This is a genomic window from Stenotrophomonas maltophilia group sp. Smal13 (genome assembly GCF_030236855.1).
Lineage (GTDB): Bacteria > Pseudomonadota > Gammaproteobacteria > Xanthomonadales > Xanthomonadaceae > Stenotrophomonas > Stenotrophomonas maltophilia_A.
On sequence record NZ_JASJSQ010000076.1, the window covers coordinates 1 to 23,831 of the forward strand.

Below are 23,831 nucleotides of genomic sequence, written 5' to 3' on the forward strand. Positions count from 1 at the left end.
GCACCATGTCATCTGCAGAAGAAGGACGGTGCTGATTGCGCCTGCGACGATCTATTGGATAGTGTCCAGTAGCGGGCCAGCGGTGGCTGGGCGGGAGCAAAGGAGTCTTGTTTTTGGACAGACTCAAGAAGGCAATTGAACTGAGCTTCCGGATCCGTCCGGTCGGTCTTGTGCTGGCCGCCGCCTATGCGGCCAGCTGCCTCATATCGCGTCAGTTCTCGCTCGATCAGTTCTTCCTGCCCGCAGGCATCCGGGCAGCAGCACTGCTGATCGTCCCGCCCCGCTTGTGGCCCTACCTGTTGCTGGGCGAATACATCTACTTCGCGACGCTGCGCATCCCCATGATTGATGCCTACGGCTTGGCGTGGGTCATCCTGGCGTCAACACTGTTGATGCCGATGGCGATGCTGGTGGTCCACCTTCACCTCAGGAGAATACCGTCCGAGGCCGCCACCGGTCTCTGGCTGCTGTCGTTGTCGATCTGCACGGCACTGTTCGTCCCGGGTCTCAACCTGAGCATTTCATATGTCCTCTGGTCGAACCCTCCGCCGAGCAACCTGCTGGACGCGGTCGACCGAACGCTCTTTGGTCACTTCGCGGCCATCATTACCCTGCTCCCGCTGGCCTTCCTTTGGGCGCAGCGGCACGCGGATCCCAGGTGGAGCACCCGCTTTGTTGCGCCTACAGCTGCGGCGATCCTGGCGATGCTGATACTGGGGTTGGGCATGCAGCTGACAGACAGTAGCGCACATACCACCCGCACACACCTTGTCCTGCTGGCGGCTCTACCTGCCATCGCCCTGACCTTCATGCATGGCTGGCGCGGCGCTGCCATCGCGATTCCGCTGTTGAATCTCCCACTTCACGGCGCTACGCCCAGTACCGGCCTGCCCTCCTCCTTCGATCTCGGTACGTTCGCCACCCAGCAGAACATGGCGGTGATGAGTGTCGCGCTGCTCGCGCTCGGGTCCAGCATCAGCTACCACCATCAGCGCGCCCGGTCCCGCGGCCTGGCCGAAGAAACGACGCTGCGCCTGGCACGCAGTTCCCACCAGACCAGCGAGCGGGAGCTGCGTGAACGGGCCGTCCACCTGAAGCATCTGAGCGACGGCATGGACAGCTCGCTCGTTGAAATGGTCAGCTGGCTGAAGGCTCAGGGCCATCATGCAGTGGCGAACAGCCTGCAACACGCGTCATCCGTGCACTCACGGCTGTTCCGTGAACAGGCCAGCCTGGTCTATCCCACCGGACTGGAGCAGGTGGGGCTGTACATCGCCCTGCAAGCCGGTGGTGCATGCGAAATCTGGAACAACACGCACCGCGTCATTCCGCCCAGGCTGGCGGGCAACCCCTGCCTGCTGACCGTGGATCTGCAACTGGCCATTTACCGCTCCCTGATCGAGGCGGTGTCGCTGCTGCTGGAGGTGGAGACCGGGCAGGTCTGCGTGCGCGCCCGAAGTGGCCGCGCGGGCGGACGTCGCGGCATCGTTGCCGTAGTGAGCCTGCTCGACCGTGACTGCACGCTGTCGACACGCACCACCCAACAGGCCGTCGAGCGTCTGGCCGGACGGATGCTTGCCTACGGCGGAACGGTCCACTGCCGGGGCAATCGCCTGCGACTGGTCCTGCATGAATCGATCACCCACACCTCGCCAGCGGCGGCCTGACACGGGATCTGGCCCGGCGCGCAACGTTCGCCGCTAAAGTTACACCCGAAACCGCCGCTATCCGTGCCGAGCCCTCCTTCGTGAGCCACCGCATCATGCCCGTCCTGCCGCAGGCCGCCGTCGATGGCGACCTGGCCGATCCGCTGCCACAGCGGATCCTGCTGGTCGAAAACTCCCGTGCGTTCACCGGCATGCTGCGCGAGGCCATCGAGCAGCGCCTGGAACTGCCGGTGGTGATCGCCTCCACCCTGGCCGAGGCCGATCGCCTGCTGAGCGAGGGTGGCGGCTGGTTCCTGGTGCTGACCGGGTTGGTGCTGGCCGACGGCGACCGCGATGCGGTGGTCGAGTTCTTCCTCAAGCGCGACCTGCCGACCGTGGTGGTCAGCGGCGTGTACGACGAGGACCTGCGCAAGCGCGTGCTGCAGCAGCAGATCATCGACTACGTACTGAAGAATACCCCCGGCAGCATCGACTACCTGGTGTGGCTGGTACAGCGGCTGGAACGCAACCGTCGCATCGCGGCGCTGGTGGTGGACGATTCGCCGTCCGCGCGCGGCTATGCCGCCGCCCTGCTGCGCATGTATGGCCATGAGGTGCACGAAGCGGCCGATGGTAACGAGGGCCTGGCCGCGATCGAGGCGCATCCGGCGATCCGCCTGGCGGTGGTCGACCAGGAGATGCCCGGCATGCAGGGCGTGGAATTCACCCGCCGCCTGCGCACCCTGCGCTCACGCGACAAGGTGGCGGTGATCGGCATCTCCGGCAACACCGACGCATCGCTGATCCCGCGCTTCCTGAAGAACGGTGCCAACGACTTCCTGCGCAAGCCATTCTCGCGCGAGGAATTCTTCTGCCGTGTCTCGCAGAACGTGGACCAGCTGGAACTGATCGGCACCCTGCAGGATCTGGCCACCCGCGACTTCCTTACCGGCCTGCCCAACCGCCGCTGCTTCCTGGAACAGAGCCAGCGCCAGCTGCCGCAGCTGCAGCTGCATGGCCAGTGCGTGGCGGTGGCGATGATCGACATCGACCACTTCAAGCACATCAACGACACCCACGGCCACGAGGCCGGCGACGATGCGCTGCGTGCGGTGGCCGGTGCGGTGGCCGCGCATGCACGCAGCCAGGACCTGATCGCACGCTTCGGTGGCGAGGAGTTCTGCCTGCTGGTGCCGGACATGGAACAGGACGAGGCACTGCAGTACTTCGAGGAACTGCGACAGCGCATCGCCGCACTGGAAGTGGACATCGGCACCGCGACGCTTCGCATGACCGTCAGCATCGGCCTGTGCTGCCTGCGCCCGCAGCGTGATGCACTGCATCGGCTGATCTCCGAGGCCGATCGCCAGCTGTACCTGGCCAAGGCCGGTGGCCGCAACCGGGTCAGCTGCACCACGGTGGCCAGCCCGCTGCGCCCGCGCGAGCCTGCGCTACCCTGACCGGCCCGCTTTGATCCAGATCAACGCCGCACCCGCGCGGCGGCTCTACAGTCGGCCCCGACATACGCATGAAGGGGAGCCGGGGATGGCACTACTGGTCTGGCAGGACGATCTGAACATCGGCATCGATGTGATCGACCAACAACACCGCCGCATCATCGAGATGCTCAACCACCTGCACGTGGCCCAGGCCAGCATGCAGCGTGCGGCGGTGGGTGAAGTGATCGACGAGGTGGTGGACTACACCATGTCGCACTTCGCGTTCGAAGAAGAGTTGATGGAAGAAGCGGGCTACCCGTTCTGTGCCGCGCACAAGCGCGTGCATGAGGTCTTCATCAAGCGGGTATCGGAATACCGCATGCGCTTCCAGGCCGGCGAGGACATCAGCGACGAACTGCGCACCATGCTCTCGCGCTGGCTGTTCAACCACATCCGCGGTGATGACCAGGCCTATGCCGAACAGGTCAAGGCGCACCTGAACCAGTTCGCCCGCGAGCACCAAGGGGGCGGTTGGCTGGGGCGTACACTCAAGCGCTTTTTTGGTTGAGCCGCAGCGCGCGCCGGTGCAGTGCCACCAGCGCGCACAGGGTCGCCACCGCAGTCAGGCACAGGTAGTAACCCACCGCGACCAGGCCGAAGCGTTCGGCCAGCCAGGTGGCCAGGTACGGCGCCGGTGCCGCGCCAAGGATGCCGGCCAGGTTGAATGACAGCGACGCGCCGGTATAGCGCACCTCCACCGGGTAGATCTCGGCCAGGAAGGTGCCGCAGGGGCCGTAGGTCAGGCCCATCAGGAACAGGCCCAGGCACAGGAAGCCAGTGACCAGCCACGGGCTGTGCGGCTGGAACAGCGGCGCGAACAGCACACCGAAACCGACGATCAGTACGCTTGCGACGATCATCGTGCGTCGCGTGCCCCAACGGTCGCCATAGCGCGCCGACAGCGGGATACCCAGCGCGAAGAACAGCATGCCGGCCATCTGCATCAGCAGGAACTGCTCGCGGCTGTAGCCCAGCACCGCGGTGCCATGGCCGAGACTGAACACCGTCATCAGGTAGAACAGCACAAAGGTGGCGAACGCGCCCAGGGTACCCAGCAGCATCGGTACCGGATGGTCACGCAGCACCGTCCACATCGGCAGCCGCACCGGCGCCTTGCGCTCCAGCGCCTTCTTGAAATCGGGCGTCTCGTGGATGTTCAGGCGCACCCACAGGCCAAGACCGACCAGCAGAGCGCTGGCCACGAACGGGATACGCCAGCCCCACTGCAGGAAGTCGTCCTGGCTCAGGCAACGGCCGAGCACCAGGAAGATGCCGGCTGACAGCAGGAAGCCCAGCGGTGCGCCCAGCTGCGGGAACATGCCGTACCAGGCGCGCTTGCCCGGCGGCGCGTTCTCGGTGGCCAGCAGCACCGCCCCACCCCATTCGCCACCCAGCCCCAGGCCCTGGCCGAAACGGCACAGCGCCAGCAACGCGGGGGCCCACAAGCCAATCTGTGCATGGGTGGGCAACAGGCCGATCAGCACCGTGGACAGGCCCATGGTCAGCAGCGCGGCCACCAGCGTGGCCTTGCGGCCGATACGGTCACCGAAGTGGCCGAACACCGCCGAGCCCACCGGACGCGCGATGAACGCGACCGCGAACGTTGCCAGTGACTGCAGCAGCGCAGCCTGTTCGCTGCTGTCCGGGAAGAACAGGTGCGGGAACACCAGCACCGCGGCCGTGGCGTAGATGTAGAAATCGAAGAACTCGATGGTGGTGCCGATCAGGCTGGCCAGCAGGACACGGCGGGGGGAATTCACGGGCGGCGCGGCAGCGGTGATCGTCGACATCGGCAACACGGGTAACGGCGGATCGCCCGATTCTGCCACGGGCCGGTGGCCGCACGGGGCGATGGTTTCAGCCGACACCGATGCCAACGGAATTTTTCGGGCCACCCGCTAGGCTGCGCCACCGGTCCCTGCATGGATGCTTTGCCGATGACTGCAGTCGCGCTGTCGTGGTCCGATTCGCCGAAGCTGCCGCGCATGGCGGCATGGCTGGTGGTGCTGCTGGTGCATGGGTTGATGGCAGTGTGGCTGCTGGGCAGCGGCAGGATGACGCTGCCCAGCGACGAAGGCGCCAGGATGACGTTGTACTGGCTGCCACCGAAGCAGCACGTGCCGGCGCAACCGCACCCGGCGCAGCCCACCGCAGAGGCAGCGCGCCCGGCCGCATCGACAGCGCCACGCCCGCCCCCGGCGGCACCTACGGATGCCAGCACACCCGCGTCCGAGGAACCGCCTGCAACGGCGCCACTGATCCTGGGCCTCCCGGCGGGCAGCATCGACGGTGGCGACGGCATCAGCGCTGCGGGTGTCGCTCCGCGCATTATTGGTCGCCGCGAGATACACCCGGCATTCGCGCCGCGCCGCAATTACTTCCGGATCCGCCGGCAGATGACGCCGGAGCAGATCGTGCATGGCGTAGCGCAACTGCTGGGTTTGTGGCCACCGGGGTACATCGTCGACCCGTGCGAGCTGGGCAAGCAGGACATGGATTACTTCCAGAATGCCGTCGAAGAAGCCGACCGGGATCTGCTGCGTGCAGCGGTGCTGCAGGTGAGTACCCGCTGCCGGTAGCTCGACAGCTGTCTGCCTTCTGTAGAGTCGAGCCATGCTCGACTGCTCTTCGCGAGAAGCAGCCGAGCATGGCTCGGCTCTACCGAAGAACGAAAAGCAGTCGAGCATGGCTCGACTCTACAAAGAGCGAACAGCGGTCAAGCAGCCACGTCGTTACAACTGGATCCAGGTGGCCTTGATCTCGCTGTACTTGTCGAAGGCGTGCAGCGATTTGTCCCGGCCGTTGCCGGACTGCTTGTAACCACCAAACGGTGCGGTCATGTCACCGCCATCCCAGCCGTTCACCCAGAACCGGCCGGCGCGCAGCTGGCGCGCAACCCGATGCGCGCGGCCCAGATCGCGTGTCCAGAGACCGGCGGCCAGTCCGTAGCGGCTGTCGTTGGCCACGCGCACGGCTTCGGCCTCGTCGTCGAAACCGAGCACCCCCAGCACCGGCCCGAACACTTCCTCGCGTGCCAAGGCCTGCTCCGGGCGCACCTGGTCGAACACCGTGGGCTGCACATAGCTGCCACCCGCCTCCACCTCGGCACGATGCCCGCCCAGCAGCAGGCGGGCACCTTCAGCTTCGGCGCATGCGATATCCCGCATCACCTTGTCCAGATGCGCGGCGTCCACCAGCGCGCCCATCGGCGCGTCGGCGTCCAGCGGATGCTGCGGCTGCATGTGCTGGCCATAAGCAACCACCTGGTGCACGAAATCCTCACGGATCGAGCGCTGCACCAGCAAGCGCGACCCGGCGGTACAGACTTCGCCCTGGTTGAAGAAGATGCCCTGCGCCACGGCCTTGGCCGCCGCGTCCAGATCGGGAGCGTCGGCGAACACCACGTGCGGGCTCTTGCCGCCGCATTCCAGCCAGACCCGCTTGAGGTTGGATCGCCCGGAATACTCCAGCAGCTTCGCGCCGGTGGCAGTGGAACCGGTGAACGCCAACACATCCACGTCCATGTGCAGGGCCAGCGGTTCGCCAACGCGCGCGCCATGGCCCGGCAGCACGTTCAGCACGCCCTCCGGCAGGCCCGCCTCGGCGGCCAGCGCCGCCAGCCGCAGCGCACTCAGCGGCGACCGCTCCGAAGGCTTGAGCACCACCGAGTTGCCCATCGCCAGCGCCGGCGCGATCTTCCAACAGGCCATCAGCAACGGGAAATTCCACGGCACGATGGCCGCCACCACGCCAGCGGCTTCGCGGGTGACCAGTCCGAGTTCGTGCGGGCCAGTCGGCGCGATCTCGCCATACAGTTTGTCCACCGCTTCGGCGGTCCAGCTCAGGCAGCGCACCACACCGGGCAGGTCGATACGGCGTGCGTCACGCACCGGCTTGCCCATGTCCAGGGTTTCCAGCAGCGCCAGTTCATCGATGTGCGCTTCCACCAGCGCGGCCAGCGCCAGCAACACGCGCTTGCGATGCGCCGGGCTCGCCTGCGACCAGTGGCCCGCCTCGAAGCTGCGCCGCGCGGCCAGTACCGCGCGTTCGACATCCTGCGCGTCGCAGTCGGCAACCGCGCCCAGCACGCGACCATCGATCGGGCTGATGCAGTCGAAGCGGGCGCCGCTGGCGGCATCGACATAACGGCCATCGATGAAGGCCTGGCCCGGCATCGAGAGCTGAAGGGACAGCGCCTGCCAGTGGCTGCGGTCGGGGAAATCGGCCATGGGAAGCTCCAGCGGTCAACGAGCTTTGGTTATACCGGGACCGCCGCGACTCCACCGTGACGCGGCTGCGCTACATTCGTCGCATCGGACCCGATGGAGCTGGCATGAAGCGTCCCGAAAGCGACCTGCACGACCTGGCCACCCAGCGTCCCGAGTCACTGGACGCGTACTGGATGCCGTTCACCGCCAACCGCCAGTACAAGGCCGCGCCGCGCATGCTGGTACGCGCCGAAGGCATGCACTACGAGGACGTCGACGGCCGCCAGATCCTCGACGGCACCGCCGGCCTGTGGTGCTGCAACGCCGGCCACGCCCGCCCGCGCATCGTCGAGGCCATCGTCGAGCAGGCACGCACGCTCGACTATTCGCCGGCCTTCCAGATGGGCTCGCCGCCGGCCTTCGCACTGGCGCAGCGGCTGGCCGCACTGGCGCCTGCCCCGCTCAACCATGTGTTCTTCACCAGCTCCGGCTCCGAGGCGGTGGATACCGCGATGAAGATCGCGCTGGCCTATCACCGCCAGCGTGGCGAGGGCCAGCGCACCCGCTTCATCAGCCGCGAGAAGGCTTACCACGGGGTCGGTTTCGGCGGCATGGCGCTGGGTGGGCTGCCCAACAACCGCAGGGCGTTCGGCCTGCAGCTGGGCGGCGTGGACTACCTGCGGCATACCCTGGACCTGCCGCGCAATGCGTTCAGCAAGGGCCTGCCACGCCAGGGCGCGGAGCTGGCCGACGACCTGGAACGGCTGATCGCGCTGCACGATGCCTCGACCATCGCGGCGGTGTTCGTCGAGCCCATTGCCGGTTCGGCCGGGGTGATCCTGCCCGCGCCCGGCTACCTCCAGCGCCTGCGCGAGCTGTGCGACCACCATGGCATCCTGCTGGTGTTCGACGAGGTCATCACCGGTTTCGGCCGGGTCGGCATGCCCTTCGCCGCGCAGCGCTTCGGGGTCACCCCGGACCTGCTGACCTTCGCCAAGGCGGTCAGCAACGGCGCGGTACCGCTGGGTGGCGTGCTGGCCAGCGACGCCGTGCATGCAACCCTGATGCAGGCACCGCCGCAGGCCATCGAGCTGTTCCATGGCTATACCCATTCCGGCCATCCGCTGGCCTGCGCCGCAGCGCTGGCCACGCTGGAGGTCTATGCCGAGGAGCGCCTGTTCGAGCGTGCCATCGAGCTGGGCGAATACTGGCAGGAACGGCTGCACGCGCTGCAGGGCCTGCCCAACGTGATCGACATCCGCAACTTCGGGCTGGTCGGCGCGGTCGAGCTGGCGCCGCGCCGCGATGCCCCCGGCAGCCGTGGCTACGAGGTGTTCCGGCGCTGCTTCCAGGACGGCCGGCTGCTGGTGCGCTGTACCGGCGACATCATCGCGCTGTCGCCACCTCTGATCGTGGACAAGGCACAGATCGACCAGATCACCGGCACCCTGGGCGAGATGATCCGGGCCACCGCCTGAGCCCTGGCCGGCGGTGGCGAGCAGGTACAATGGGCGGTTCCGCTCCTGCTCGCTGCCGTGCCCATGGATATCGTCGTCAAAGAAGAACTCAAGGCCTACATCGACCCGCTGACCGCGGACGAACATGACGCGCTGGAGCGCAGCATCCTGGCCGAAGGCTGCCGCGATGCGCTGGTGCTGTGGGGTGATGTGCTGGTCGATGGCCACAACCGTTTCGGCATCTGCCAGAAGCATGGCCTGCCCTTCAATACCGTGCAGAACACCCGCTTCCAGAGCATGGAAGACGTGCACCTGTGGATGATCGAGCAGCACCTGGGCCGCCGCAGCGTGTCCGACTTCCAGCGCGGCGTGCTGGCGCTGCGCAAGCGCGACATCCTGGCCGCCCGCAAGCAGATCGAGCAGGCGCAGCTGCAACGCGAGAGCGACGGCACGGCAGAGATGGCCGATGAAGGCGGTGAAGACAGCCCGCCGTGGGAGCCGGCACCGAAGGTCAGCCGCGCCGAGCTGGCCCGCGAGGCCAAGCTGAGCGCCAGCCAGGTCGGCATGATCGAACGCATCCACGCCCAGGCCGCGGCCGAGGTGGTGGAAGCGGTGAAGGCCGGCGTGATCTCGATCAGCGCTGCTGCTGCCGTGGCCGACCTGCCGGAAGACGAGCAGCGCGCCGCTGCCGCCGGTGGCAAGGATGAGCTGAAGCAGGCCGCCAAGCGCGTGCGCGAGTCCAAGCGCAAGCCGCGTGCACCGAAGCCGGAAGCAGCCGAGATGGACTTCGAGGAAGCGGACGAAGAGCAGATCGCCAGCCGCGACGCCGAGGTGCTGTCGGCACTGGAGCAGCTGGGCGAGGATGCCCCGGCGCTGCGCCGCCGCGTGGTCGCGCTGACCCGCGAGAACGACACCCTGCGCGCGCAGCTGGCGGCGTTGCGCAAGCAGCTCGAAGCGCTCTGAGCCAGCGGGTAGTGCCGGCCGCTGGCCGGCAACCCCATGGACGTTCCGGGTGCGTTGCGGATGCCGGCCAGCGGCCGGCACTACCCGGTGCTCATCCGCTGGCAGGTAGACTTCCGCCATGACGCCTGCCAACGATCCGCGCCGCGCTCAGCTGCGGCGCCTGAAAGCCCTCGCGCTGGGACTGCTGCTGTTGATGCTGGCCGGTTTCGCGGTCAGCCACTGGCAGGGCGAGCGCGGCATCTGGGCCTGGGTCTCGGCCTTCTGCGAAGCAGCGGCCGTCGGCGCACTGGCCGACTGGTTCGCGGTCGTCGCGCTGTTCCGGCGGCCGATGGGCCTGCCGATCCCGCATACGGCAATCATCCCACGCAGCAAGGAACGCATCGGCGACAGCCTGGCGCTGTTCGTGCGCGACCAGTTCCTTGAACCACAGGTCCTCTTGGCAAAGCTGCAGGTATTCGACCCGGCCAGCCGTCTCGGCAGTTGGCTGGCCGACCCTGCACGTTCGCGGATGCTGGCCGACATGGCCCGCGGCTGGGCCCTGCAGGCACTGGACTTCTTCGACGAAACCGCGGTGCGTCGGCAGCTGCACGCCTTCGTGGTGCGGCAGCTGCGGCAGTGGAATGCCGCCGCCACCGCCGGTGAGCTGCTGGCCCTGCTGACCGCCGATGGGCGCCACCAGCGCGTGCTGGACGAGGGCCTGCAGCGCTTGGGGCGCTGGCTGGAGCAGCCGGAAGTGAAGGAGCGCGCCTCGCAGCTGATCGTGCGTTACATCCAGCGCGAGTGGCCGACGCTGTCGAGCACGGTGAACTGGGTCAAGCCGATCGACGAGATCGGCGACAGCCTGGCCGAGCGACTGGCGCGGGCGGTGCTGGAAGAACTGCAGCAGGTGCTGGCCGAGCCGCAGCATCCGCTGCGCCAGGACTACGAGAGCTGGCTGCAGAACTACGTGCAGCGCCTGCGCGAGGACCCGGCCCTGGCCGAGCGCATCGAACAGCTCAAACAGGAAATGATCGACCACCCCGCCCTGCAGGAGTACGTGCAGGGGCTGTGGGCGCGCATCCATGCCAGCCTGCGCGCGGACCTGCAGCGCGAGGACTCGGCGCTGGTCGGCCACCTGCAGCGCAGCCTCGCCTCGCTGGGCAGCAGCCTGCAGGCCGACCCGGCCCTGCGCGAGGCCCTCAACCAGCACCTGCTGGAGGGCGCCCAGCGTCTGACCGGCCGCCTGCGCGAAGGCGTGACCACGCATATCGCGCAGACCGTGAAAAGCTGGGACGAACGGCACCTGGTCGAGCAACTGGAACTGAGCGTGGGCCGCGACCTGCAGTTCATCCGCTTCAACGGCACCCTGGTGGGCGGGCTGATCGGCCTGCTGCTGCATGCCGCGACGGTGGTGTTCAGGTTCTAGGCGCCCATGCGGTAGTCGATCCACGCCCTGCGTGGAGACGGAATTCGTCACGCTTGATTAACGAAATGCGAATGCCTATCATTTGCCGATCGGTTGTACGCTTAGCCAAGCGGGGCACGGAAGCACGCACCTACCCGCCCCTTCGCCCGTGTACATCCCCCGACTAACGGGTCGCCCGCACCAAGCGGGTGGCGCACCGTCGATGGGACTCGCTGGGCGACGTGCGCGAAGCGCATGGCTGCTGTGTCTGCGCATTCCATCGCCTGTTTCGTCCTGCATGGAATCGCACCGATGGCAATGCCGTTGAACCACCCTCATCCCACTCTGCTGGCCCTGGCCGTGACCGCACTGATGATCGCCCCGCTGGCCCACGCCGACGGCACTGCCGATCCTTCCGCGCGCACGCTGGATACCGTGAAGGTGACCGCCGATGGCGAGATTCCAAACAGCTATACGGTGAAGGGCGCGCGCAGTGCGACCAAGCTCGACCTGTCACTGCGCGAGACGCCGCAGTCGGTGACGGTCATCACCCGCCAGCGCCTGGATGACATGGGCCTCTTCTCGTTGTCGGACGTGATGGGCCAGGTCACCGGCGTCAGCGTATCGGTCACCGACAGCGAGCGAATCAATTATGTCTCGCGTGGCTACACCATCGAAAACTTCCAGGTCGATGGCATGCTCAATACGTTCGGTGGCTCGGTCAAGACCAACACCGACAACGTCATCTACGAGCGTATCGAAGTGATCCGCGGTGCCACCGGCCTGACCACCGGCGCCGGCGATCCATCCGGCACCATCAGCATGATCCGCAAGCGACCGACCGACACCTTCCAGATGGGTGCCAACCTGACCCTCGGCCGCTGGAGCAACCGGCGCCTGGAAGCCGACCTCGGCGGCCCCGTCGCCTGGGACGGCCGCATTCGTGCACGCATCGTGGCCGCCAAGCAGCAGAGTGATTCGTTCCGCGATGTCTACGCACTGGACAAGGATGTGTTCTATGGCATCGTCCAGGCCGACCTGAGCGACAGCACACTGTTCGAGGTGGGCTATGAATACCAGTCGCCACACACCACCGGCGTGACCTGGGGTGTAGTGCCCTATTGGGGGGAAGACGGAACGCCGGCCAACCTGCCGCGCTCGACCAACCTGTCCGCGTCGTGGAGCAGCTGGCCGATCGTGGAGAAGACCACCTTCGCGCGGCTGGAACAGCAACTGGGCAACGGCTGGTCGGTGAAGGGCAACGTCAGCCATGCGGTACGCGATACCGACGGCAGCGTCTGGTACGGTGCGGCCGGCAATCCGCGCGCGGACGGCACCGGCATAACGGCGTACATCTCGCACTTCAACCAGCACAGCACGATGGACGTGTTCGACGTCAACGTGGGCGGGCCGTTCAAGCTGTTCGGTCGCGAGCATGAGCTTGTGTTCGGCCTGGGCCAATCGGTTCGCAAGGGCGAATCGGAAGCAATGGATTTCAACTACGACACGGCCTATGCGAAGGTGCCTGACTGGCGGCACTGGACCGGCAACGTCCCGGTACTGCCGGTCACCCGTCTCGGCCACTTGTCATCACAGGATGAGCTGCGCCAGCGCGCCGCCTATCTCGCCGCGCGTCTGCGACTTGCCGATTCGCTGCTGGCCGTAGTCGGCGCACGCTACGGCAGCTGGGAAACCCGCAAGTGGGACTATTCCTACGACGCCACCGGCAACCGCACTGGCACCAGGCGCAGCGGCTACAAGCCCGACGATACGCTCACCCCGTATGCGGGCCTGATCTACGACTTCAACTCGATTTTCAGCGCCTACGTCAGCTACACCGATATCTTCAAGCCGCAGAGCAACCGCGACCGCGACGGCAACTACCTGGAGCCGATAGTCGGCAACATGTACGAAGCTGGCGTCAAAGCCGAGTTCTTCGGCGGCCTGCTCAATGCCTCCGCCGCCGTATTCGAGGGCAAGCAGGACAACGTCGCCGAGGAGGATGATTCGGTACCGGTCAACTCGCTGCCCGGCGGTGAGCAGGCCTACCGCTCCACCGGCAAGGGCAACAAGGTCAAGGGCTGGGAAATCGAAACCCAGGGCAGTATCGGCGAGCAGTGGAACGTCTCGGCAGGCTTTGCCCACACCGTCATCCGCAACAAGGATGGCGTGCTGCAGCGGACCACGACCCCGCAGGATACCTTCCGCCTCAACACCAGCTGGCGCCCCGGTGGCATCGATGGCCGCTTCTGGCTGGGTGGCGGTGTGACCTGGCAGAGCCGCATCTGGAACACCAGCACCAAGGCGGATCGCAGCAAGGCCAACATCACCCAGGACGCCTTCTACCTGCTGAACCTGGCCGGCGGCTACCGCTTCAACGAGAACTTCAGCGCGCAGCTGAACATCAATAACCTGCTGGACAAGAAGTATTTCAACAACGTCGGTTTCTACAACGGCGTGTACTGGGGCGAACCACGCAATGTCACCGTGACACTGCGCTGGAAGCTCTGACCCTCGATGGATGGCACCGGTTCTGCGACCGGTGCCCGGCCACGGATGGCCAACCCCGGCGCGCTGCGGTGCGCCGGTTCCTTTTCACTGAAACCTGCAGGAACGCCGTGGACCGCTCGCCCGCAACCGCCAGCCCCCGCACCTTCTTCTCCAACCCGCGCTGGGGCGTGCTGTCACGCTCGCTGGCGGCGATCTTCGGCGGCTACGCGCTGGCTTCCGTGACCAGCGTATTCTGCGCGGTGGCGCTGCCCGGCGCTCGAGGCCAGACCGTGCTGACCGGCATGCTGCTGGCCATTCTGGTGGCCGCCTGCGCGGCGCTGTGGGCGTTCGCCACGCGCAGTGCGCTGCGTGCGTGGGTCGGCATCCTCGCCCCCACCCTGCTGATGGCAGTCATCGCGCGCATGCTGGGGGCCTGGGCATGAAGAACGGATTCCGCCAGTCGATGGCCTGGCTGCACACCTGGACCGGCCTGCTGGTCGGCTGGCTGCTGTTGCTGATTTTCATGGCCGGCACGGCCAGCTACTACCGCGAGGAAATCAGCCGCTGGATGCGCCCGGAACTGCCCTCCAGCAACGTCAGCATCGATGTGGCCGCGCAGCGTGCCGTGGACTACCTGCAGGCCAACGCCGCGCAGGCCGAGAACTGGTTCGTCACCCTGCCACAACCGCGCAACCCCGCCATGCAGATGTTCTGGCGGCTGCCGCCGGAGCTGGCCGACCCCAGCCGTGGCCGTCGAGGGGGCTTCGGCGACGCAACACTGGACCCGAACACCGGGCAGGCACTGAAGGCCCGCGAGACCCGCGGCGGTGATTTCTTCTACCGCCTGCATTTCGACCTGCACTACATCCCGGTGCTGTGGGCGCGCTATCTGGTCGGCTTCTGCGCGATGTTCATGCTGGTGGCAATCATCACCGGCGTCATCACCCACAAGAAAATCTTCAAGGACTTCTTCACCTTCCGCAAGGACAAGGGCCTGCGGTCCTGGCTCGATTTCCACAACGTCAGCGCGGTGATGGCCCTGCCCTACCACGCGATGATCACCTACACCGGCATCGTCACCCTGATGATCATGTACCTGCCGTGGGGCGTGAAGGTGGCCTACCCGCAGGACGAGGATGCGTTCTACAGCGAGGCCTTCGGTGGCATGCCGGAGGTGACTGCACCTGCCGAAGGCCGCGCCACCCCGCTGCCGATCGCGCAGCTGCTGGACAGCGCGCGAGCGCATTGGCACGGCGTGGAAGTGGCCGGCTTCACCGTGTCCAACCCGGGCGCGGCCAATGCAGTGATCGACATCCGCCAGCGTGACGGCAAGCGCCTGTCCACCGACACCCCGGCCGTGCGCTACGACATGGTCAACGGCACGCTGCTGGAAGAAACACCGCCTTCCGGTGGCGCCACCGCCACCCGCGGCGTGCTGTACGGCCTGCACCTGGCGCGCTTCGCCGACTGGGGCCTGCGCGCACTGTTCTTCCTGTCCGGCCTGGTCGGCTGCCTGATGGTGGCCAGCGGCGTGGTGCTGTGGGCGGTGAAGGAACGGCCCAAGCACGCCAAGAGTGGCCGCACAGGCTTCGGCCTGCGCCTGGTCGATGCGTTGAACATCGGTACCGTGGCCGGCCTGCCGATCGCCTTTGCAGCGTACTTCTGGGGCAACCGCCTGCTGCCGCTGGACATCGCCGAACGCTCCAGCGCCGAGGCCAACGTGTTCTTCTACGCCTGGGGCGCGGCACTGCTGGCCGCCTTCATCTGGCCGAAGCGGATGATGTGGGCCTGGCAGCTGTACCTGGGCGCAGCCGCGTTCGCGCTGGTGCCGGTGGTCAATGCGCTGACCACGCATGCGCACCTGGGCATCACCCTGCGCAACGGCGACTGGGTGCTGGCGGGCTTCGATCTGTCGATGATCGCGTTCGGCGCGATGCTGGCGCTGTGCGGCTGGCGCATGCAGCGCTGGACGCCACCGCTGTCTGCAGCCGAGAAGAAGAAGCGTGCCGCCGCGGCGGCACCCAAGGCCCCGGTGGACGCTGTGGAATCCGCCGAAGCGGAGGCCAGCGCATGATGCTGCTGGCGTTGACCCTGTCGTTCTCCGCGTTCACCGCGCTGTCGCTGGCGATGGAGAAGCACCAGCACGACCTGCACGGCAAGGCTGCAGCCACCCCGGCACGGCGCACGCAGTGGCGGGTGCTGGGTTGGGTGCTGCTGACGGTAGCGTTCGCATTGTGCGTGGTCGACCACGGCTGGGCGATGGGCCCGGTGCTGTGGCTGGGCGTGATGACCGTGGGCGGCGTGGTGCTGTCGTTCGGGTTGTACCCGTACCGGCCGAAATGGATCGCGCCGCTGGCGATCGCGCTGCCCGTGGCCGGGCTGCTGGTGGCGTTGCTGTAACCGCCATCCACGCATGGCGTGGATCTACTGAACAGCCCTCCACGCATGGCGTGGATGTACCGGCCAGATATGGGGAGTGCCGGCCGCTGGCCGGCATCCCATGAACCCTCTGCGGATCTGACAACGTTGCCGGCCAGCGGCCGGCACTACCGGAATTACCCCAACCGCTTCAGTTCCCACGCGCGGTGGATGCGCGCGTTGCGCTCGAAATCCGGGCCGATGGTGCGCGCGGTGATTTCGCGGCACTGGGCGAATTCGGCGATGGCGTTCTCTTCCAGCTTGAAGCGGCGGAAGTTGTTGGAGAAGTACAGCACGCCACCCGGCGCCAGCCGCGCCACCGCCGCGCGCAGCAGCTTCAACTGCTCGCGCTGCACGTCGAAGTCATCGGCGCGTGCGGAGTTGGAGAAGGTCGGCGGATCGCAGAAAATCACGTCGTACTGGCCACGGTCGCCTTCCAGCCAGGCCATCGCATCGGCCTGCACCAGGAGGTGCTGGTTGCCGCCCTGCCCGTTCAACGCCAGGTTGTCGTAGCACCACTGCAGGTAAGTCGCCGAAAGATCGACGCTGGTGGTGCTGGCCGCACCGGCCACGGCGGCCTGCACGCTGGCCACGCCGGTGTAGCAGAACAGGTTGAGGAAACGCTTGCCACGCGCCTGTTCGGCCATCATCCGGCGCAGCGGGCGATGGTCGAGGAACAGGCCGGTGTCCAGGTAGTCGAACAGATTCACCTGCAGCAGCGCGTTGTTCTCGCGCACCACGATGAATTCGTCACGCTGCTCGAAACGGCCGTACTTGCTGCCGCCCTTGCCGCGCTCGCGCGACTTCATCGAGACCTGCTCCGGCGGCACGCCGAATACTTCGCGCGCGGCCGCCAGCAGCTCGTTGCGGCGGCGGCGCACGTCGTTCTCCGGAATCGCCGCCGGTGCGGCGTATTCCTGCACATGCAGGAAGGTGCGGCGCTTGCCACCGTCTTCCTCGTAGACATCGATGGCCGCCGCGTACTCCGGCAGATCGGCATCGTAGGCGCGGAAGCAGGTGATGTCCTCGCGGGCACGCCAGCTCTTGAACTTCTTCAGGTTCTTGCGCAGGCGGTTGGCCACCATCTGCGCACCTTCGCTGAGTTCGCGCGGCTGCGCCGGGTCACGGCCCGGCACGGCGATCGGGTCGCAGACGATCAGCGCGCATTCCAGCGCACCGTTGAACATCTGGTACTTCTTGCCCGCACGCAGGCCGGTGGCAAAGGCCAGTTCGTCGTTGCCGCACAGCAGGCTGGCGCGCCACTGCGGCACCGCTTTCTGTAGGGCATTGCCGAGTGCGCGGTACAGCGCCGGGTCGGCGGCCAGGCGTTCGTCATACGGCGGGTTGCAGACCACCGCACCGATCTCCTGCTCCGGTGCGGCCAGGTCGGCGACGTCGGCGCGGGTGAAGCGGATCGCGTGGGCGACACCGGCCACCTCGGCATTCTCGCGTGCCGCCTGGATCGCGGTCGGGTCGATGTCGCTGCCGTGGATGACCGGCTTCAGCGCGGCCAGGCCAGCCGCTTCGCGGTCACGCGCCTCGCTCTGGATGCTCTTCCAGGCGGCCTTGTCGAAGCCCAGCCAGCGGCTCGGCGGCAGGCTGCCGTGGCGCATCAGGCCGGGAGCAACGTCGGCGGCCATCAGCGCGCCTTCGATCAGCAGCGTGCCGCTGCCGCACATCGGGTCCAGCAGGCCGCCACCGGCGGCGTGCAGCCGCGGCCACTGCGCGCGCAGCAGCAGCGCGGCGGCCAGATTTTCCTTCAGCGGTGCCTCGTGAGCGGCGCCGCGCCAGCCACGGCGATGCAACGGGCCGCCGCCGAGGTCGATCGACAGCGAGGCACGGCCTTTGCGCAGTGACAGGTTGACGCGCACATCCGGCAGGTCGGTGTTGACCGACGGGCGCTCCAGGCCTTCATCACGCATGCGGTCAACGATGGCGTCCTTGATCCGCTGCGCGGCAAAGCGGGCATGGGTGATCTTGTCGCCCGACACGTGCGCGTCCACCGCCAGGGTCATCTCCGGCTTGATGTGCTCGTGCCACGGCAGCGCACGCACGCCGTCATACAGGGCCTGCTCGTCCGGGCAGTCGAACTCGTCGATCGGCCACAGCACGCGGCTGGCCAGGCGCGACCACATCACGATCCGCAGCGCCTGCTCCAGTTCGCCCTCGGCGTTGACGCCGGCAATGGTGGCAGTGGCCTTGCCAAGGCCCAGGGCCGACAGTTCATCGGCAAGCAGGTATTCCAGGCCCTTGGCGCAGGAGACGAAGAATTTCACAGGATCGGTTCGCAGGTGGTCGGGCGCGGCACAGGGGCCGGGCCAGTCGGAAAGGAGGGCCGTAGGCACGGCCGGCAGGCCCGCGCCGGGGGCGGCGGGGCTGCCATTGTAGTCAATGCGGGCGGGCGCGCCGTGCGCCCGGGCTTCACAGTTGCCGCAGCAGGCGCTCGAAGGCCTGCGCGGAGGCCTCCACATGGTGCTCCAGGCGGTGGCCGTCGTCGACCAGCAGCAGCTGCGCCGAACGCGCCTGGGCCCAGGCGATCACTCCAGCGGCCGGCACCACATCGTCATGCCAGGCCTGGACCACGGTGGTCGGCACGGCGGCGGCGTCCAGCGCCGGCATCGGGCCCATGGTGGTCGGCGGCACCATCAGGAACAGGCCGGCCACCGGCACCTGCAGCGAGGCGATGGCAGAGATGTAGGCGCCCAGGCTGGAACCGGCCAGCACCACCGGACCCTGCCGGGCGGCGATGGCGGTGCGTTCAACCAGGCGGCGCAGGCGGGTCGGCACGTCACCTACGCGGCTGACCTCGCTCATCGCGTCCAGGTCTGTGTAGTCCGGGCGCTCATGGGTCCAGCCCAGGCGCTGCGCCACGTCGGCCAGCGCGGTGACCTTGGTCGCCTCCGGGCCGCTCTCGAAGCCATGGGACAGGATGCAGTGGCCGCGGCTCATGCGCGTGCTCCGTGGGCGCGGGCCAACGAGGAAAGGGAAGGCAGGTTCATGCCGCAATGCTAGCATCGCCGGATGCCCAACCCGCTCCTGCCCGGCCTGCAACTGCAGCCCCTGCCCTACGAAGACCGTCTGCCACTGCGCGACCCGGCCACGCTGGAGATGGTGGTGATCCACTGCACCGAGCTGCCCGACCTGGCGATGGCCCGTGAGTACGGCGAGCGCGTGCTGTATGACAGCGGCGCCGGCAACAGCGGCCACTTCTACATCGACCGCGACGGCAGCGTGGTGCAGTACGTGGCGCCGGAGCGCGTGGCGCATCACGTGCGCGGCATGAACGCGCATACGCTGGGCATCGAGCTGGTCAACACCGGGCGCTACCCGCACTGGTTCGACAGCCGCCAGCAGGCGATGGACGAGCCCTACACCGAGGCACAGCTGCAGGCGCTGGAAGGCCTGCTGCAGGCGCTGGTGGTGCGCTATCCGTCGCTGCGGCGGATTGCCGGGCACGACCAGCTGGATCTGGAGCAGGTGCCGGCCAGCGATGACCCGGCGCTGATGGTGGCACGCAAGCGTGATCCGGGGCCGTTGTTCCCGTGGGCGCGGATCCTGGCGAAGGTGCCGTTGCAGCCGGTTGGGTAAGGGTTTGCAGGGCTGCGCCCTGCACCCGCAGAAGCAGAAGCCGAAGCCGAAGCCGAAGCCAGAACAACAGCAAAAGCAGAAGCTGACTTCCTGAGGGGAGGCGGGGTGGGTCCGGTTGCGGGGGACGCTGCAAGTACGTCCATGTAAGCTCGGTCGCCGCATCCATGCGGCTCACGCCCCCGCAACCGGACCCACCCCGCCTTCCACAGATTCCTGCTGCTGTTGGTGGGTGCCGACCGTTGGTCGGCACGGGGTCGGATCCCGTTGCTACGCAACGGGCTCTGACCCCGATTTACGCTCGATGGGGTCAGAGCCGTTTTCCGTTGGAAAACGGATCCGACCCCGCGCGGCTCAGGCGCCGCTGGCCACCGGGCGGCTGCTGTCGCTCACCCAACCGCTCCACGAATCGGCGTAGATGCGGGCGCCGGAGAGGCCCGCCGTTTCCATCGCCAGCAGCAGGTGGCAGGCCGTCACGCCGGAGCCACACATCAGCACCACCTGCTGTGGATCGCGGTTGCCGATCACGCCCTGCAGTTCGGCGCGCAGTTCCTGTGCATCACGCAGGCGGCCGTCGGCGACGTTCAACGCAAACGGACGGTTGACCGCGCCGGGCACGTGGCCGGCGACCGGGTCCAGCGGCTCCACTTCGCCGCGGAAGCGCTCGCCTGCGCGTGCGTCGACCAACCAGCCCGGCGCGTGCTTCAGGCGTGCGCTGATTTCCTCGGCATTGGCGATCTGGGTGGTGTCGAAACGGCCCGGGTAAACCGGCAGCGCGGTCACCTCATCCTGCCCCGTCGCCAAGGGGTGCCCTGCGCCCTGCCATGCGGCGATGCCACCATCAAGCACGGCCACCTTGCTGTGCCCGATCAGGCGCAGCAGCCACCACAGGCGCGAGGCGGCCATGCTGCCATCGCTGCCGTCGTAGACCACCACCTGGGTGTCGGGACCGATGCCCCACTGGCCCAGTTTCGCGGCGAAGGCATCGCTGTCCGGCAGCGGGTGACGGCCGTGGCCGCTGCGGGTCAGATCCGACAGGTCCCGATTGAGGTCGGCATACACCGCGCCCGGAACATGCCCCGCCAGAAACTGGCCGTTACCCGCCTGCGGATCGGCCAGCGAGGAACGTGCATCGACCACGCGTACGGCGGTACTGGCAGTAGCACGTGCGTCGACCACGCGAACGCCCTCGCCCAATGCAGCGGCCAAGGTGGCGACATCGACCAGGGTGGTCCACGGCGGATCGATCGGCTTCATTGCACTTGCTCCAGGCGGCGACGCAGGTTGTAGAGGATGGCGGCGGTGGCGCCCCAGATGCGCTGGCCGGGCCAGCCATATTCGAGGACGTGGCGGACGCGGCCGCGATGATTGATTTCGACCTGGTGCAGGTTGTCGGCTGCCATCAGGTAATCGAGCGGCACTTCAAACACTTCGGCCACTTCACTGGGCTGTGGCACCGGCACGAAATCCGGATCGACCACGGCCACCACCGGCGTGACCCGGTAGCCGGTGATCGTCACGAAGGGATCGAGATAGCCCAGCGCCTGCACCTGGCCGGGCGCCAATGCGATTTCCTCCTGGCTCTCGCGCAGTGCAGCGGCCAACGCATCGCGGTCATCGGGTTCGGTGCGGCCACCGGGGAAGCCGACCTGACCACCATGGGTGCGCAGGGTTTCGGTGCGACGGGTGAGGATGACCTGTGCGCCGTTGGCGCGCGGCACGATGCCGGCCAGTACGGCGGCTTCCACCGGGGGCCCGGGCGGAAGCAGATCGATCAGTTCACTGCGGTTCCAGCCGTCGCCGGCCGGCGGCTCGGCCAGTGGATGCAGCGCGCGCATCAGGCGCTCGTGATCAGCCAGCGAGCCGCGCAGTGATTGCTGCAGCTGTTCACGCAGAGGTTGCACGCGATGCAGGATGCGGCTGCGTTCCTCGTTGCTCATCGACGACCACCGCGCGATCTCATCGATATGCCGCCCGCAGCCGGTGCATTGCCGGTGCGGATCCAGCGTGCACACTCCGATGCAGGGACTTGCGACAACACGCGCCGTTTTTTCCATTGTTTGCACCCGGCAACAGTAGCGCGATCGGGCTGAATTTGCGCGGGGTCAATATGCAGTGCACGGCAGCGTCGCGCTCCGCGCAAACAAAAACGCGCCGGTGGGATCACCGGCGCGTTTCGTTTACCGCTTCGATTTACTTGACGCTGACCAGCTTGATCTCGAACTGCACAGCCACGTTCGGCGGGAACGGGGTGCGCGGGTCGGCACCGTAGGCCTGGTCCGGCGGCAGGGTGACTTCCCACTTCGAGCCAGCCGGCATCTGCAGCAGGGTCTCGCGCATGGCCTTCATTTCGACTTCGCTGACCTTGATCGACGGAATCTGCTGGGCCGGGCGGGCTTCGGTCGGGCGCTGGCCGTACGGGAACGGACCGGCCACTTCCAGCTGCACGGTGCTGGCCTGGGTCGGCTTCGCGCCCTTGCCGGCTTCGATCACGCGGTACTGGACGCCGCTCGGCAGGGACTGCACGCCGGCCTTGGCCTTGTTCGCCGCGATGAACTGATCGCTCTTGGTCTTGTTTTCGGCAGCAGCCTTTTCGTACTCGGCCTTGGCAGCCTGGGCACGGCCCTGCTCGCGCTTCTGGAACGCTTCAACGGCCGGCTTCAGCTGGTCGGCGGTGATCGCCGGCTGCTTCTTGGCGTAGGCGTCCTGCAGACCCTTCACCACCGAGTTGATGTCCAGCTGCTCACCACGACCGGTCAGCTCCGCCAGGTTGTTGCCGTAGTCGTAACCGAAGTAGTAGCTCAGCTTGCCCTTTTCGGACGAGACGTCCTGGGCGAAGGCATTGCCCGTCAGGGCCAGGGCCGCGACGGCGACCGCGATAGAACGCAACTTCATCAAACAGTTCTCCAGGGGTGGTAACTCAGGGACGTTCTGCGCCGCCCTGAGGCGACGGGTTAGGATAACGGGCACAACGTGTAACCGCTACTCACGATGCAGGCTAAGACCCGTCTGCGTTGGCGGAGTTCAATCTCACTTTTTTTTAACGTTTCAGGAGTTTCCCCGTGGCCGATGCCCTGATCGCTGTCGCCGACGACGGCGCCATCCGCACCGTGACCGTCCAGCGCCCGGACAAGCTCAACGCCTTGAATGCCGCGACCCTGCAGGCGCTGACCGAGGCGTTCAGCGCTGCCGCCGCCGACCCGGACGTGCGCGTGGTGGTGCTGACTGGTGCCGGTCCGAAGGCTTTCGTGGCCGGGGCCGACATCGCCGAGATGAACACACTCAGTGCGGTTCAGGGACGTGATTTCTCCCTGCTCGGCCAGGCCCTGATGCGCCAGATCGAGCGCATGCCCAAGCCGGTGATCGCACGCGTGAACGGCTTCGCCCTGGGCGGCGGGCTGGAGCTGGCCATGGCCTGCCACCTGCGCATCGCTGCCGATACGGCCAAGGTCGGGCAGCCGGAGATCAATCTCGGCCTGATTCCCGGCTTCGGCGGCAGCCAGCGCCTGCTGCGCCTGTGCGGCCGCGCCGCCACCCTGGAGCTGTGCCTGCTGGGCGCACCGATCAACGCCGCGCGTGCGCTGGAACTGGGCATCGTCAACGAGGTGGTGCCCGCCGATGCGCTGGACAACCGTGTACAGGACATCGCGCGCCAGCTGGCACGCTCGGCCCCGCTGGCCCTGCGTGGCCTGCTCGACGCGGTACACGTGGGTGGCGAATGCAGCCTGGAGGCTGGGCTGGAGTACGAAAGCGTGCAGTTCGGCCTGCTGTTCGCCACCGAAGACATTCGCGAAGGCACCAGCGCCTTCCTGCAGCGCCGCCCGCCGGCCTTCCAGAACCGCTGACGCCATGGCATCCCGACCCAACCCCGCGCAGTTGTTCGCCCGGGTCCAGGCAGACGATCTCGATGGCGCCCTGCAGGCCGGTCTCATGGACTACGTCGCCCGTGCCGGCGACGAACAGCTGCTGCCCGGCCACCCGGACCTTCCGCAACGCCTGTGCCAGGCCCAACAGCAGCTGCACGCGGCCTGGGCCGCACGCGAACGCTACCGTGCCCGCGCCGTGCGCCTGGCGCGCCGCGAGGCCGAACGCGATGCGCGACGAACGCCAGCCCCGGCGCCGGACGTGAAGCCCGCCCTCCCCCCGGCCGCCGCCGCGATTCTCGCCCGGGCCAAGGCCCG

General features: G+C 67.3%; 21 protein-coding genes. 14 read left to right on the forward strand and 7 right to left on the reverse strand.

Annotation, left to right across the window (positions count from 1 at the left end):
- Positions 1–113: 113 nt before the first annotated feature.
- From QRO95_RS19555 to QRO95_RS19565, 3 genes are all read left to right on the forward strand, one after another.
- The gene (locus QRO95_RS19555; RefSeq protein ID WP_285303255.1) at positions 114–1,667 is read left to right on the forward strand and encodes an MASE1 domain-containing protein; all 1,554 of its coding nucleotides are present in this window, start codon (positions 114–116) and stop codon (positions 1,665–1,667) included.
- 95 nt (positions 1,668–1,762) lie between these two features.
- On the forward strand, positions 1,763–3,106 hold the full coding sequence (locus QRO95_RS19560) for a diguanylate cyclase (protein ID WP_032127881.1): 1,344 nt from the start codon (positions 1,763–1,765) through the stop codon (positions 3,104–3,106).
- An 85-nt stretch (positions 3,107–3,191) separates the two neighbouring features.
- Complete coding sequence (locus QRO95_RS19565) at positions 3,192–3,653, forward strand: bacteriohemerythrin (RefSeq protein ID WP_004151683.1); 462 nt, start codon at positions 3,192–3,194, stop codon at positions 3,651–3,653.
- On the opposite strand, the gene QRO95_RS19570 is transcribed toward QRO95_RS19565, so the two are convergent.
- Positions 3,634–4,935, reverse strand: coding sequence for an MFS transporter (locus QRO95_RS19570; RefSeq protein WP_285303256.1), 1,302 nt, complete (start codon positions 4,933–4,935; stop codon positions 3,634–3,636). The genes QRO95_RS19565 and QRO95_RS19570 overlap by 20 nt on opposite strands.
- A gap of 147 nt (positions 4,936–5,082) precedes the next feature.
- On the opposite strand from QRO95_RS19570, the gene QRO95_RS19575 reads away from it, so the two are divergent.
- Positions 5,083–5,724 carry a hypothetical protein gene (locus QRO95_RS19575; RefSeq protein ID WP_285303257.1) on the forward strand — a complete coding sequence of 214 codons (642 nt, stop codon included), beginning with the start codon at positions 5,083–5,085 and terminating at the stop codon, positions 5,722–5,724.
- 153 nt (positions 5,725–5,877) lie between these two features.
- Here QRO95_RS19575 and QRO95_RS19580 read toward each other — a convergent pair whose 3' ends face one another.
- Entirely contained in the window at positions 5,878–7,374 is a 1,497-nt protein-coding gene (locus QRO95_RS19580) for an aldehyde dehydrogenase (RefSeq protein ID WP_285303258.1), read from the reverse strand.
- A 104-nt stretch (positions 7,375–7,478) separates the two neighbouring features.
- On the opposite strand from QRO95_RS19580, the gene QRO95_RS19585 reads away from it, so the two are divergent.
- The 7 genes from QRO95_RS19585 to QRO95_RS19615 all read left to right on the forward strand — a co-directional run bounded on the left by QRO95_RS19585 (position 7,479) and on the right by QRO95_RS19615 (position 16,047).
- Entirely contained in the window at positions 7,479–8,831 is a 1,353-nt protein-coding gene (locus tag QRO95_RS19585; RefSeq protein WP_182267527.1) for an aspartate aminotransferase family protein, read from the forward strand.
- Positions 8,832–8,894: 63 nt separating this feature from the next.
- Complete coding sequence (locus tag QRO95_RS19590; protein WP_285303259.1) at positions 8,895–9,773, forward strand: plasmid replication/partition related protein; 879 nt, start codon at positions 8,895–8,897, stop codon at positions 9,771–9,773.
- Positions 9,774–9,891: 118 nt separating this feature from the next.
- Positions 9,892–11,178, forward strand: coding sequence for a DUF445 domain-containing protein (locus QRO95_RS19595; protein ID WP_285303260.1), 1,287 nt, complete (start codon positions 9,892–9,894; stop codon positions 11,176–11,178).
- Positions 11,179–11,469: 291 nt separating this feature from the next.
- Positions 11,470–13,668 carry a TonB-dependent siderophore receptor gene (locus QRO95_RS19600; RefSeq protein ID WP_285303261.1) on the forward strand — a complete coding sequence of 733 codons (2,199 nt, stop codon included), beginning with the start codon at positions 11,470–11,472 and terminating at the stop codon, positions 13,666–13,668.
- A gap of 107 nt (positions 13,669–13,775) precedes the next feature.
- On the forward strand, positions 13,776–14,090 hold the full coding sequence (locus QRO95_RS19605; RefSeq protein WP_032127889.1) for a DUF3649 domain-containing protein: 315 nt from the start codon (positions 13,776–13,778) through the stop codon (positions 14,088–14,090).
- Positions 14,087–15,721: a PepSY domain-containing protein gene (locus QRO95_RS19610; protein ID WP_285303262.1), complete on the forward strand. Its 1,635-nt coding sequence runs from the start codon at positions 14,087–14,089 to the stop codon at positions 15,719–15,721. The genes QRO95_RS19605 and QRO95_RS19610 overlap by 4 nt, the downstream gene beginning before the upstream one ends.
- Positions 15,718–16,047 (forward strand): DUF3325 domain-containing protein, encoded by a 330-nt coding sequence (locus QRO95_RS19615; protein WP_049399886.1) that lies wholly within the window; start codon positions 15,718–15,720, stop codon positions 16,045–16,047. Before QRO95_RS19610 ends, QRO95_RS19615 begins: the two co-directional genes overlap by 4 nt.
- Before the next feature lie 155 nt (positions 16,048–16,202).
- Here QRO95_RS19615 and rlmKL read toward each other — a convergent pair whose 3' ends face one another.
- Both rlmKL and QRO95_RS19625 read right to left on the reverse strand, forming a co-directional pair.
- Positions 16,203–18,341, reverse strand: a complete 2,139-nt coding sequence (rlmKL, locus tag QRO95_RS19620; protein WP_049423319.1) for a bifunctional 23S rRNA (guanine(2069)-N(7))-methyltransferase RlmK/23S rRNA (guanine(2445)-N(2))-methyltransferase RlmL — start codon at positions 18,339–18,341, stop codon at positions 16,203–16,205.
- A 145-nt stretch (positions 18,342–18,486) separates the two neighbouring features.
- A complete protein-coding gene (locus tag QRO95_RS19625; RefSeq protein ID WP_014036558.1) occupies positions 18,487–19,014 on the reverse strand; it encodes an alpha/beta hydrolase in 528 nt (175 codons plus the stop codon).
- A gap of 72 nt (positions 19,015–19,086) precedes the next feature.
- Between QRO95_RS19625 and QRO95_RS19630 the strand changes: the two genes are divergently transcribed.
- Positions 19,087–19,653, forward strand: a complete 567-nt coding sequence (locus tag QRO95_RS19630; protein ID WP_285303263.1) for an N-acetylmuramoyl-L-alanine amidase — start codon at positions 19,087–19,089, stop codon at positions 19,651–19,653.
- A 351-nt stretch (positions 19,654–20,004) separates the two neighbouring features.
- Here the strand turns inward: QRO95_RS19630 and QRO95_RS19635 are convergent, their stop codons facing one another.
- From QRO95_RS19635 to QRO95_RS19645, 3 genes are all read right to left on the reverse strand, one after another.
- Positions 20,005–20,907: a sulfurtransferase gene (locus QRO95_RS19635; RefSeq protein WP_285303264.1), complete on the reverse strand. Its 903-nt coding sequence runs from the start codon at positions 20,905–20,907 to the stop codon at positions 20,005–20,007.
- Positions 20,904–21,707, reverse strand: coding sequence for a CoA pyrophosphatase (locus QRO95_RS19640; RefSeq protein WP_032127895.1), 804 nt, complete (start codon positions 21,705–21,707; stop codon positions 20,904–20,906). Before QRO95_RS19640 ends, QRO95_RS19635 begins: the two co-directional genes overlap by 4 nt.
- A gap of 136 nt (positions 21,708–21,843) precedes the next feature.
- Positions 21,844–22,545, reverse strand: coding sequence for an FKBP-type peptidyl-prolyl cis-trans isomerase N-terminal domain-containing protein (locus tag QRO95_RS19645; protein WP_032127896.1), 702 nt, complete (start codon positions 22,543–22,545; stop codon positions 21,844–21,846).
- A gap of 167 nt (positions 22,546–22,712) precedes the next feature.
- On the opposite strand from QRO95_RS19645, the gene QRO95_RS19650 reads away from it, so the two are divergent.
- Both QRO95_RS19650 and QRO95_RS19655 read left to right on the forward strand, forming a co-directional pair.
- Positions 22,713–23,495 carry an enoyl-CoA hydratase/isomerase family protein gene (locus QRO95_RS19650; protein ID WP_285303265.1) on the forward strand — a complete coding sequence of 261 codons (783 nt, stop codon included), beginning with the start codon at positions 22,713–22,715 and terminating at the stop codon, positions 23,493–23,495.
- A 4-nt stretch (positions 23,496–23,499) separates the two neighbouring features.
- On the forward strand, positions 23,500–23,831 hold a 332-nt coding region (locus QRO95_RS19655), incomplete at its 3' end, for a hypothetical protein (protein WP_285303266.1).